Source organism: Ideonella sp. P3_A4 (assembly GCF_056403075.1).
This window is the reverse complement of sequence record NZ_JBFUGE010000184.1, coordinates 1-11,240: the sequence shown is the minus strand read 5'-3', so window position 1 is coordinate 11,240 and position 11,240 is coordinate 1. Positions and strand designations below refer to the sequence as shown.

General features: G+C 68.5%; 8 protein-coding genes. 4 read left to right on the top strand and 4 right to left on the bottom strand.

Annotation, left to right across the window (positions count from 1 at the left end):
- Positions 1-205: 205 nt before the first annotated feature.
- Both AC1DYI_RS16965 and AC1DYI_RS16960 read right to left on the bottom strand, forming a co-directional pair.
- Positions 206-1,384 carry a choice-of-anchor tandem repeat GloVer-containing protein gene (locus AC1DYI_RS16965; protein ID WP_477205310.1) on the bottom strand — a complete coding sequence of 393 codons (1,179 nt, stop codon included), beginning with the start codon at positions 1,382-1,384 and terminating at the stop codon, positions 206-208.
- Between the two features lie 41 nt (positions 1,385-1,425).
- Positions 1,426-2,244, bottom strand: coding sequence for a hypothetical protein (locus AC1DYI_RS16960; RefSeq protein ID WP_477205309.1), 819 nt, complete (start codon positions 2,242-2,244; stop codon positions 1,426-1,428).
- A gap of 189 nt (positions 2,245-2,433) precedes the next feature.
- Between AC1DYI_RS16960 and AC1DYI_RS16955 the strand changes: the two genes are divergently transcribed.
- Positions 2,434-4,221 carry a glutamine--tRNA ligase/YqeY domain fusion protein gene (locus AC1DYI_RS16955; RefSeq protein WP_477205308.1) on the top strand — a complete coding sequence of 596 codons (1,788 nt, stop codon included), beginning with the start codon at positions 2,434-2,436 and terminating at the stop codon, positions 4,219-4,221.
- A gap of 15 nt (positions 4,222-4,236) precedes the next feature.
- Here AC1DYI_RS16955 and AC1DYI_RS16950 read toward each other — a convergent pair whose 3' ends face one another.
- Positions 4,237-5,106: a helix-turn-helix domain-containing protein gene (locus AC1DYI_RS16950; protein WP_477205307.1), complete on the bottom strand. Its 870-nt coding sequence runs from the start codon at positions 5,104-5,106 to the stop codon at positions 4,237-4,239.
- A 112-nt stretch (positions 5,107-5,218) separates the two neighbouring features.
- Between AC1DYI_RS16950 and AC1DYI_RS16945 the strand changes: the two genes are divergently transcribed.
- Positions 5,219-6,664 (top strand): cytochrome P450, encoded by a 1,446-nt coding sequence (locus AC1DYI_RS16945; RefSeq protein ID WP_477205306.1) that lies wholly within the window; start codon positions 5,219-5,221, stop codon positions 6,662-6,664.
- Here AC1DYI_RS16945 and AC1DYI_RS16940 read toward each other — a convergent pair.
- A complete protein-coding gene (locus tag AC1DYI_RS16940; RefSeq protein WP_477205305.1) occupies positions 6,642-8,039 on the bottom strand; it encodes a hypothetical protein in 1,398 nt (465 codons plus the stop codon). The genes AC1DYI_RS16945 and AC1DYI_RS16940 overlap by 23 nt on opposite strands.
- Before the next feature lie 110 nt (positions 8,040-8,149).
- Here AC1DYI_RS16940 and AC1DYI_RS16935 point away from each other — a divergent pair, with 110 nt between their 5' ends.
- Both AC1DYI_RS16935 and AC1DYI_RS16930 read left to right on the top strand, forming a co-directional pair.
- A complete protein-coding gene (locus AC1DYI_RS16935) occupies positions 8,150-10,081 on the top strand; it encodes an NAD(P)-binding protein (RefSeq protein ID WP_477205304.1) in 1,932 nt (643 codons plus the stop codon).
- 88 nt (positions 10,082-10,169) lie between these two features.
- Positions 10,170-11,018 carry a MipA/OmpV family protein gene (locus AC1DYI_RS16930; RefSeq protein WP_477205303.1) on the top strand — a complete coding sequence of 283 codons (849 nt, stop codon included), beginning with the start codon at positions 10,170-10,172 and terminating at the stop codon, positions 11,016-11,018.
- Positions 11,019-11,240: the final 222 nt, after the last annotated feature.

The following is an 11,240-nucleotide window of genomic DNA, read 5'->3' as shown; positions in this document are numbered from 1 at the left end:
GAGCCGAACTGATCGATCGGCGGTGCGGCCGACGCAAGCATCGGCAAGGCGAGGCTGGCCGCTGCGGCGAGCGCCTGTGGAGTGAAGCGGGTGAGCGAAGCGTGCATGGTGATGTCCTCTCGAGTTGATCTGGCTTTGCCGGGCGACTTGAACCCCCGCCCGGGGGCGGGCCGGGCGAGCCCGGCCCTGGGGGGGCCTCGTTGGGTCAGTTGGTGACTGTCAGCTTGTAGGCAGTGCCCGCGTTGCTCGCGCCGCCATGGTTGGTCGTGCCGTAAAAGGAGGACTTGCCGGCCGGTAGCAAGCCCGCCGTGGGCCAGGCTCCATCGCCACGTCGTTGCCCGAAGGAGTGCAGTTGCGTCAGCAGGCCATCGAGGTCGATGCGGTAGACAGTGCCCTTGTCGGCCGCGCCGCCGAGGGTGGTCGTGCCGTACAGGTAGCCGTCAGGCGCCTGGACGAGGCTGGAGTGCGCGCTGTAGGGGGCACCGGCCGACGTGCTGAAGGAATGCAGCCTTTGGTACGAGCTTCCGGTCGTCGACACGCGGTAGATCGTGCCCTGGCCGCTCGTGCCGCCCTCGCGCGTGACGCCATAGAGCATCTTGCCGACCTTCAGCAGACTGGCCAGCGGGCTGGCACCGTCGCCCCGCGGGCGGCCGAAGGCGTGCAGGATCTTCATCGCACCGGTCTTGGTCATGCGGTAGACGGTGCCATTGCCGTGGATGCCGCCACCGAAGGTCGTGCCGTAGAGGTTGCCCGCGCTGTCTTCGATGACACCGCCCCACGGGCCCAGGCCTTCGATGCCGTCATCCTCGAACATGTGCAGCATGCTGTGCTGGCCACTGGGTGTCATGCGGTAGACCGTGCCTCCGCCGGCGCTCGTGACACCGTAGAAATTGCCATCGCTGGACAAGGTCACGGCATAGCTCGGTGCATAGCCCAACTCCCGATCCTTGTCGAACGAATAGAGCACGGTCACCGCACCATCCAGGCTCATGCGGTAGAAGGTGCCGTCACCCGCGGCGCCGCCGCTGGAGGTGACGCCGTAGAAGTGGCCGTCGGGGCCCCAGGTGAGGCCGCGTGGAACCTGGCCGTCGCTCGCCAGGAAGCCGAAGTGGTGCAGCGTCTGCGTCGCGCCGTTCGCGGCCATGCGGAAGATGGTGCCGCCGCCGAAGTCGCCGCCGAAGTCGGCAGTCCCATAGAAGTACCCATCGGGGCCCTTCACCAGGCCGGAATCTCCCGGCGAGCCTTCGGCGTTGAAGTCGAACGTATGCAGCTGTTTGTAGGTCACCACGGCGGCCGCCTCGGCCTCTTCGGCCCGGGCCGAACCGGCCATCGTCGCCAGCCCCACCACCAGGGCCAGGGCAGCCCATCCCTTCGTCGCGTTCATGTTCGCCTCCTTGAATGTGTCGTGTTCAGCCAGGGCCGTGCCTACCAGGGCAGCCCCGCCTGCGAACTCAGCGTGTAGTTGGTGACCGGCGTACCGTCGAGGGTGGTGACGTGGTCCACCCCCTTCAGGAGAAACGCCTTCTTGCCGTCGAAGGCCACGATGCCGTGGCCCGTTCCGCCCTGGGCGCGGATGCCCGCATGCCCCCAGCCCACCGTCGTCAGCGTGAGCGGCTCGCCGAAAACCAGGTTGGTGGCCACGACCACGGTCTCGTCGACGGCCAGGAAGGCGTCGGGCGTCACGATGTCGGTGGCCACGCCCCAGTCCTTCCAGACCGTCGGCGGGCGAGACGATATCGGCAGCACGCGAAACACCGCGCCGCCCGACGGGCCGTGCGTTTCCAGCGTGCCTTTGACCCGAACCTTGTAATGCAGCACCCCGGGCTGGCCGCTGAGGCCCGGTGCGTCGATGGTCAGCACATCGGTGAAGCCAGCCAATGCGCCGCCCACCTCACTGCCGTCGCCAATCGCGTTGTTGCTGGCGCGCACACGCACCTTGCCACCGGGCAGGGCCGCGGCGGTTCCCCCGCCGGTGCCCCGAGGGCCACTGTGGTTGACCTTGGCTTTGGCCTGGGCCATCGACGCATCGAAGGCTTCCTTGCACACGGATTCGCCAGGCCAGAAAAGGCTGGCCAGATCGATGCTCTGCACCGGCAGGCCGGAGCCGGAGGCCCGGCCGCCGCAGGTGTAGGCCAAGGTGCCCGCCTGGTTGGTGGGCGGGGTGGCCGCGGCCAGCATCGGCCAGGCCAGACCGGCCGCCACGGTCAGCGCCAGGGTGGTGAAGCGGGTGAGCGAAGTGTGCATGGTGGTGTCCCTCGGTTGGCAGGCCTCGCCATCGAAGCCGTGGCGCGAGACTAAGTGGCGTGCCAGCCCGGCCACCAACGGATCGCCAACCGATCGCGCGCGCGGGCCGCCGACCCCCTTGCCATAGGGGGCTGCGGCGCAGGCAGCCCCCTACAATCAATCGCTCTTTCTCAGCGATCACCCCGCTTCATGAGCGACCACAAGTCCACCCCCGCCACCGAGGCGACCAAGCCGAGCAACTTCCTGCGCACGATCGTCGAGCGCGACTTGGCGGCGGGCACCTACGACCAGCGGCCCTTCGGTGGCACCCCAGGCGATGCAGCCCACCACGCGGCCGGCCAGCCCGACCCGGCGCGCGTGCGCCTGCGCTTCCCACCCGAGCCGAACGGCTACCTGCACGTGGGCCACGCGAAAAGCATCTGCCTGAACTTCGGCCTGGCGCGCGACTTTGGTGGCGTGTGCCATCTGCGCTTCGACGACACCAACCCCGAGAAGGAAGAGCAGGAGTACGTCGACGCAATCGAAGAGATGGTGCAGTGGCTGGGCTGGGACTGGAACGCCTTCGGCACGCCCCACCTGTACTTCGCCAGCAACTACTTCGACTTCATGTACCACGCGGCGGAGCACCTGATCGAGCGTGGCCTGGCCTATGTCGACGAGCAGACGCCCGACGAAATGCGCGCCAATCGCGGCGACTTCAACACGCCCGGCACCGACAGCCCCTTCCGCGGCCGCACGCCGGAAGAGAACCTGGCGCGCTTTCGCGAGATGCGCGACGGCGCGCATGCCGACGGCGCGATGGTGCTGCGCGCGAAGATCGACATGGCCGCGCCCAACATCAACCTGCGCGACCCGGCCATCTACCGCATCCGCCGCGCGACCCACCACAACACTGGCGACAAGTGGTGCATCTACCCGATGTACACCTACGCCCACCCGATCGAGGACGCGCTGGAGCGCATCACCCACTCGATCTGCACGCTCGAGTTCGAAGACCAGCGGCCGTTCTACGACTGGCTGCTGGAGCGGTTGGCCGAAGGCGGTTTGCTGTCGCACCCGCTGCCCAAGCAGTACGAGTTCGGTCGCCTGAACCTGAGCTACGTGATCACCAGCAAGCGCAAGCTCAAGCAACTGGTCGATGAAAAGCACGTGAGCGGCTGGGATGACCCACGCATGCCCACGCTGGCCGGCATGCGCCGGCGCGGCTACACGCCGTCGGCGATCCGCAAGATGGCCGACGACTCGGGCGCCAGCAAGACCAACATCTGGCTCGACTACTCGGTGCTCGACATCGCGCAGCGCGACGACCTCGACCCGCAGGTCGCCCGCGCGATGGCGGTGATCGACCCGCTGCCGCTGAAGCTGACGAACTATGCCGACGTGTTCGGCAGCACCCTCGAGCCCTGCCACGCGCCGGTGCACCCGCACCACCCTGAGATGGGCCAGCGCCAATTCAGCCTCGGCCCGACGTTGTGGATCGAGCGCGACGACTTCGCTGAAGTGCCGCCGAAGGGCTTCTTCCGCCTGTTCCCTGGCAACAAGGTGCGGCTGAAGTACGGCGTGGTGATCGAGTGCACCGGCTGCGAGAAAGACGCGGCCGGCAACATCACCGCAGTGACCGCCACCGTCGTGCCCGACACCAAGAGCGGTACGCCAGGCGCCGACGCGATCAAGGTCAAGGGCGTGATCACCTGGGTTGGCGCGCACGACGCGGTGGCCACCGAGCTGCGTCTGTTCGATCGCCTGTTCACCGAGGCCCAGCCCGATGCCGGTGGCCGCGACTACCTGACTGTCCTGAACCCGAACAGCAAGCGCATCGTGCAGGGCTTCGTCGAGCCTTCACTGGCCAATGTCGCACCTGAGACCCGCGTGCAGTTCGAGCGCCACGGCTACTTCATCACCGACCGCATCGACCACCGAGCCGACGCGCCGGTGTTCAACCGCATCACCGGGCTGAAGGACAGCTGGGGCAAGTGACTCCGGGCTCCGGGTTCAGGCCCACAGCCGATAGGCCCAGAACGATTCGTTCTCGGCGATGAGGCGGTACAGCTCGGCTGGGCTGAAGCCGGTCACGCGTCGTGTTTCGCGGCACAGGTGCGACTGGTCGGCGTAGCCGCCGCTCGCGGCGACCGCCGCCCAGTCTGGCTGCCCGGAAGCAGCCACGTCGAGGAATGCCTGCTCGGCGCGAGCGATGCCGCGCAGTTCGCGCATCGACTGGCCGGCCCACTGCTTGATGCGGCGCTCCATCTGGCGCAGGCTGCGCCCCGGGTGGGAGGTGGCTGCCCGCAAGGCCAGGCCCTGGGCCCAGTCACCGTAGCGGTGGCCTGCCAGCGCCATGTGCGGACGAGCTGCTTGCCAGCGCGGGTCGAGAAAGTCTTCGATCAGGCGGATGCGCGCGTCGTCGTCGGGCGCGGCCTGCACCGCTTCGCACATCGCGATCCAGTCCGGCGGCAGCACCTGGGCCGCATCGTCGAATCGATCGACCCAATGGTCGGCTTCGAGCCCTACCAAGTGGTGCATCGCGTCGGGCAGCAGCAACAGCATTATGCCGTGCGTCGGGCCCGGGTTGCGCCACAGCGTCGGCCCGCGGTAGGGGCCACCGAACACGAAACGTCCGGGCATGCCGACGGCCTGACCTTGCGGCTCACCGAAAGGCAGCCACTCCGCTGAGCCCTCGAACCACCAGCTGAGCGTGCACAGCGGCGAGGCGGGAAAGTAGCTCAGGCGTTGTACATCGCTGAGCGTTGCACCGCGGGTGTCACGCCCCATCACCCCGCGCACGCAGGCGCTGAGCGACACACGCGGCAGCCACAGACGGTTGACGGCCGTTGACAATGTCGGCACTGCGGCATCGAGAGGCATGCCAGCAGTGTAGAGGCGTCGCTCAGGCGGGGCGCCTCCCCCGACCTCGATGCCCCCGCGGTGTCGAAATCGTTCAAGACGCGCGGCTGCCGCCAGGTTCACACTGCAGCACATGAACCTCGCCACGACGACCGCTGAGAACCGCCAAGCCACCCCGACCACCACCCGCCCTGCCGACGCCAAGCCGTCCGGCCCCCAACGCCGCTGGTGGGGCCTGCCACTGCTGCGGGACATGAAGGCCGACTACCTGGGCTTCACCGCTGGCCTGCACCGCGAGCACGGTGACATCAGCTACATGCACATCGGCGCCGAGCACGCCTACGACCTGTTCACGCCGGAGCTGGCACGCGAAGCGCTGGTCGATCATGCCGACGCGATGGTGCGCTGGCAGCGCGGCATCGAGATCTTCGAGCAGGTTTTCGGCCAGAGCGTGCTGGTGACCGAAGGCGCCACCTGGCAGCGCCAGCGCCGCATGCTGCAGCCCGCTTTCTCGCCCAAGCGGGTGGCGGGCTACGCGGCGCTGATGCGCGACGCCGCATTGGACGCGTTGGAGCAGGCCGTGCCGGCTGGCCAGGCCCAGGGCCTGGTCGAGATGGATGCGCTGTGGACCAAGGTGGGGATGGACGTGATCATGCGCACGCTGTTCACCAGCCGGGCCTCGCGCGACGCCCGCGATGCAGCCGACGCGACGCAGGTGCTGTCGGAAGCAGCCATACGCGAGATGTTCTGGCCGATGACCTTGCCGGACTGGCTGCCGCTGCCCGGCAAGGCGAAGAAACGCCGCGCGCTGAAGGCGCTGCGGGGCCTGGTGGGGCGGCACATCGCGGCGCGGCGCACCGAATCGGCCGACACACCCCGCGACGACCTGCTCGCCCACCTGCTGGCGCTGCGCGACGAGGGCACGAACGCCGCCCTGTCGGACCAAGAGGTGTTCGACCAGTGCATGGTCAGCTTCCAGGCCGGCCACGAGACCTCGGCCACCGCGCTGCTGTGGTGGAGCCGCTTGATGGCCGAACACCCCGAAGTGGCCCGCCGCGCACAACAGGAGGTCGACACCGTACTGGGCTCGCGCGAACCCGGTGCCGAAGACCTGCCCGCACTGCCCTGGCTGACCGCCACACTGAAGGAAGCCATGCGGCTGTACCCGCCGATCGCTGCGGTGATGACGCGGCGCACGACGCGTGAGATCACGCTTGGCGGTTGGACCATCCCGAGCGGGGCGATGCTGCGCATCACTCCGTGGGTTCTGCAGCGCGATCCCCGGTCATTCAGCGAGCCGGCCCGCTTCCTGCCCGAACGTTTCATGCCCGACGCGCCCCCGCCGCCCCGTGGCGCATGGATGCCGTTCGGCAGCGGGCCACGGGTGTGCATCGGCCAACACTTCGCGATGCTGGAGATGACGCTGGTCGCCGCCCTGCTGCTGCAGCGCTACACGCTGGCGCTGCCGCCGGGCGCTGGCCCGGTCGAGCCGGTGATGAACGTGACGCTGCGACCGCGCGATGGCGTGCGGCTGCTGCTGACCCGGCGCCCCGGCTTCAAAGGCGATCGCGCGGTGTGATGCGCGTGTCCAGCGGCGCCGGTCGGTAGCCAGGCTCGAAACGGCAACCGGCGCCGAAGCGCGTCTCCATCGCCGGGCACGAAGCAGCGATGCCTACTGGGTTGGGCTTCTCGCCCTGGTTGACCCAGCGCAGCAGCGCCTGCATCAAGGTCGCGTAAGCCGGGTCGCTCAGGTAGCTGTGCTCGTGGTCGCGAGTGAAGGTCTGTACCAGCCGATCGGCGCGGCCGGCCTTGGCCACCGTGCGAGCGAACTCGTTGTCCAGCTCGATGAATGCGGTGGCRTCATCGATGCCATGCACGGTCAGGATCGGCAGGTCGATCTGACCTGTCGGGTCGGTGTCGAGGCTGAGGCGCTTCGCCGCTGCAGGGTCGGCGCGGTAACGCAGCACCTGCGCGTTCAAGTTGTCGTCATCGGCCGAGCCGGTGTAACGCGCCCCCACGTTGCCGAAGGGCGAGGCCCCACCGGTGCGGCGTTGTGCGATGTCTTGAAAGTGCCAGGTGGCCCAGGCCAGGTGCGCGGCGATCGATGACTCGGGAATGTGGATCGTGCGGGTGATCGTCTGCAGCTTCTGTTGCTGCTCGGCGCTGCGTTGTTCGGCCGGCTTGCTCAATCCCAGGCAGTCGTTGACGCGCTGCGTCAGCTGCGCGCGTGTGAGCGTCGAGCCCTCTGGTAGACCCTGCCATAGCGGGTACTGCGGCTCGTCGGGCTTCGGGTGGTTGTGGCAGAGGGCCTGGTAGACCACGCGCAGGTCGAGACGGAAGTCATACGAGCGTGAGCCACCGCCCAGCACGCCACTGCTGAGCAGCACCGCGTCGTAGGCCGGCCGCTGGCCCGGCACCACACGGCCGTAGGCCTCGGCCGTGCGCGCCGCGACGCTGGCGCCCCAGGACTGGCCGTGCAGCACCGTACGGCGCGGCTGCTGCACGTGGGTGACGAAGATGCGGCGCACGCGCTCGGTGTCTTCGGCCGCCGACATCACCGCCACGCCGCCCTGGTGAAAGGTCGAGCCGACCCATGCATAACCGGCGCGGACCATGATGGCCCAGCGCTGAAGGTCTTCGACCACGCGCTCGACCTTGGGCTCACCCAGCGACGGGCCGCCGTGTGCGTGCACCACCAAGTCGCCCTGCCAGTTGGCCGGGATCGCGATGCGGTAGAACGCGCCGGCGCTGTCCTGACCACCCAGACAGCGGGTACCCTCGGGCAGACCAGACGGGCAATCAACCGGCTGCGGTGCAACCTCTGTGGGCCAGGCCGTAGCCGCCGCAGGCACACTGAGCTCTCCCGACGGCATGCTGGTGCAACCCACCAGGGCTGCCAACGAGGCCACCCCGGTGATCCATGAGAGTGGGCGGATCGATGTTGAACAGCGCATTGGAGTTCCCCTGCCGGCTCACGCGGCCATGCCATGATCGGGCCTGGTTTTGGACGCCACATCCGTAATCGCCGCAGCGGCGCGAGCCCCGGCGACATCAGCCTACCCCGATGCCTTTGCCCGAGATCACACGCCGCGACTTCCTCAACGGCGTCGCGCTGGCCGCCGCCCCGTTCGCCGCGGCAGCGGCCCCCGACACCGACCCGATCGCCCTGCGCAGCGGCCTGCAGGGCCAGACCGACGAGGTCAATGCCAACGCGCACGCCTGGCGCGACGACCCGACGCGGTTTCGCGACGCCGCCGCCGAGGTCGACCCCGAGATCGAAGACCTGGTCGTCGTCGGCGCCGGCTTGAGCGGCCTGGCCGGCGCGCACCTGTTTCGCCAGCATGCCGGCCGGCCGGTGCGCGTGCTGCTGCTTGATGCGCTCGACGACATCGGCGGCCACGCGCGGCGCAACGAATTCATCTCGCGCTCGGGTGTCAAGCTGATCGGTTATGGCGGCTCGCAGTCGCTCGATTCGCCGAGCCTGTTCTCACCCGCGGCCTCGGGGCTGCTGAAGGACCTGGGCATCGAACTCGAGCGCTTCAAGACCGAGTTCTTCGACAAGGGCTGGTCCGAGCGGCAGGGCCTGACACAGCAAGGCCTGTTCTTCGGCCGCGGGGCTTGGGGCGACAACCGGCTGGTGCGCCACGGCAAAGAAGAACCGGCCGCAGATTGGCTGAAGCGCACGCCGCTTTCGCCTGCGGCGCAAGCCAGCTTGGCCGCGTTATTCGGCACACCGCGCGATGTGCTGCCGCATTTGAAGACGTCTGCTGCGCGCCGTAGCGCGTTGGCCGGCATGACGTACCGCGACTTCCTGCTTCAACGCTGGAAAGTCGATCCGACAGTGCTGCGCTTCTTCCAGGGTGAGACGCAGGGCTACTTCGGAGTCGGCATTGACGCGACGACGGCACTCGATGCGTGGGCCGCCGGCCTGCCCGGCTTCGAAGGTCTCGCGCTCGGCGAGGGCATCGATGCCCGTATGTCGCCCAGTGGCCGCCAGCTGATGGCAAGCCAGGACGAATACATCTACCACTTCCCCGACGGCAACGCCGGCGTCGCGCGAGCGCTGGTCCGGTCACTGATCCCGTCGGCGCTGCCTGGCCAAGGTATGGAGGCACTGGTCGACGCCACGCTGGACCGCACCCGGCTGGACGCATCCGACGAACCGGTGCGCATCCGCCTCGGCGCGACGGCCCTCGGCCTGCGCCATCTCGGCCCACCGCAGCAAGCTGAACTGGTCGAGCTGCGTTATGTCGACGCCAAGGGCCAGGTGCGCGTCGTACGTGCGCGCCAGGTGCTGCTGGCCTGCTGGCACCGGGTGATCGCGCGGCTGACCGACGAGCTGCCGAAGGCCCAGGTCGACGCGCTGAGTGACCAGGTCAAGACACCGCTGCTGTACACCACCGTGCTGCTGAACAACTGGCGCGCCTGGCAGAAGTCAGGCCTGCACGGCTTCAACATCGTCGATGGTTTCTGGGGTGATGTGGCGCTGGACTTTCCGGTCAGCATGGGGTCGCAGCGCTACCCTCAATCACCTGATGAGCCGATCCTGCTGCACCTGAGCAAGGTGGTGGTACCGGGCAATGGCGCGCCGGCGCGCGCGCAGGCATCGCAAGGCCGTGCGATGCTGCTGAACTGGCGCTTCGACTTCCTCGAGCAGCAAGTGCGCACGCTGCTGCAAGGTGCACTCGGCGAATTCGGCTTCGATGCCACCAACGACATCGAAGCCATCACCGTGAACCGCTGGGCCCATGGCTACGCCTACGAGTACATGCGCCCGTGGGACCGTTACTGGCCGCAAGGCCCCTTGCCCTGCGAACGCGCGCGCCGCGGCTGGGGCCGGGTGGCGATTGCCAATGCCGACGCCGGTGCCTATGCCTACGCCCACAGCGCCATCGACCAGGCCACGCGCGCGGTGCAGGAGTTGCTGCCAAAGGCACAGTTGCCCGCTTGGAACCGCGTCCCGGGGCCCGACCCGGCGCGCATCGGCTTGGCCTGAGACCTGACTTCTCTTTCGACCTTCCGCTTCTCTCATGACATCAACGCGAACGCTTTCACTTCGTCTGACCGCGTGCCTGGCCTTGGCCATGCTCAGCCCGCTGGCAGCGATGGCCCAGACCACCACGCCGCCGCCGCCCGAGGTGGTGGCGGATGCCGACGGCAACGTCCCCGGCGTGGCGCCGCCACTGTGGACCGCAGGACTGTTCATGGTCGCCGCCGACCACGCGGTCTACCCGGGGGCAGAGCGGCGAGCCCGAAACGGCACGGTGCTGCCCTTCATCACCTGGCGCGGGCCGGTCCTGCGCGTTGAAAGCGGATCTGCGGGCCTGCGAGCGCTGCGCACGCCTCGCGCGGAGCTGGACTTCAGTGCTGCCGCCGCCTTTGGCTCCGACGGGCGCGACAGCGGCGCTCGAGAGGGCATGCCGGCGATCGGCACGCTGGTGGAGTTCGGCCCCAGCCTGCGCATCAACCTGGGCGAGCTTCGAGACGATGGCCAGCGCCCACCGCTGCGGCTGGACCTGCCGCTGCGCGCGGTGTTCGACGCCGACCGCGACCTCGAATTCGCCGGCGTGTCGTTCGAGCCACGGGTGACCTGGCGCCTGCCCCGCGTCGCCGAATGGAACCCGTCGGTCTACACCGGGGTGCTGTTCGGCAACCGTGCGTTGAACCACATGTACTACGGCGTCGACCCGGTCTATGTCACCGAAACGCGGCCGGCGTACGAGGCGCATTCGGGCCTGGTCGCCACACGGCTGGGTACGTCGTGGGCGCGCATGCTGAGCCGCGACTGGCGTCTCGCGCTGCACGCCAGCGTCGAGACGGTGAAGGGCGCAGCGAACCGCGACAGTCCGCTGGTCGGCCGCACGTGGGACCACACGCTGGCCGTCACGCTGACCTGGACCGCCTTCCGCTCGGACACCAGCGGCGTCGAGTAAGCATTCCGCGATCAGCCATGAAAAAGGCTCTTTGCGCATTGAGTAGTGACAGGCGCAGGCCATGAGCCAGTGGAAGTGCATCGTGCCAGGTAGACGGCGGCAAGCCGGGTTCCCTGGAGAAGGCGATGCAGGAACAAGACTGGAAGCGGTGGTTGAAGCGGTTGCACGAGCTCAGCGCTCGGCAGCGCCAGGCGCTGATGGCGCAGTTGCACACACCGGACG

Coding starts and splice junctions, on each gene's coding strand:
- AC1DYI_RS16965 (WP_477205310.1), bottom strand. CDS start 1,384: ATGAACGCGACGAAGGGATGGGCTGCCCTGGCCCTGGTGGTGGGGCTG.
- AC1DYI_RS16960 (WP_477205309.1), bottom strand. CDS start 2,244: ATGCACACTTCGCTCACCCGCTTCACCACCCTGGCGCTGACCGTGGCG.
- AC1DYI_RS16955 (WP_477205308.1), top strand. CDS start 2,434: ATGAGCGACCACAAGTCCACCCCCGCCACCGAGGCGACCAAGCCGAGC.
- AC1DYI_RS16950 (WP_477205307.1), bottom strand. CDS start 5,106: ATGCCTCTCGATGCCGCAGTGCCGACATTGTCAACGGCCGTCAACCGT.
- AC1DYI_RS16945 (WP_477205306.1), top strand. CDS start 5,219: ATGAACCTCGCCACGACGACCGCTGAGAACCGCCAAGCCACCCCGACC.
- AC1DYI_RS16935 (WP_477205304.1), top strand. CDS start 8,150: ATGCCTTTGCCCGAGATCACACGCCGCGACTTCCTCAACGGCGTCGCG.
- AC1DYI_RS16930 (WP_477205303.1), top strand. CDS start 10,170: ATGCTCAGCCCGCTGGCAGCGATGGCCCAGACCACCACGCCGCCGCCG.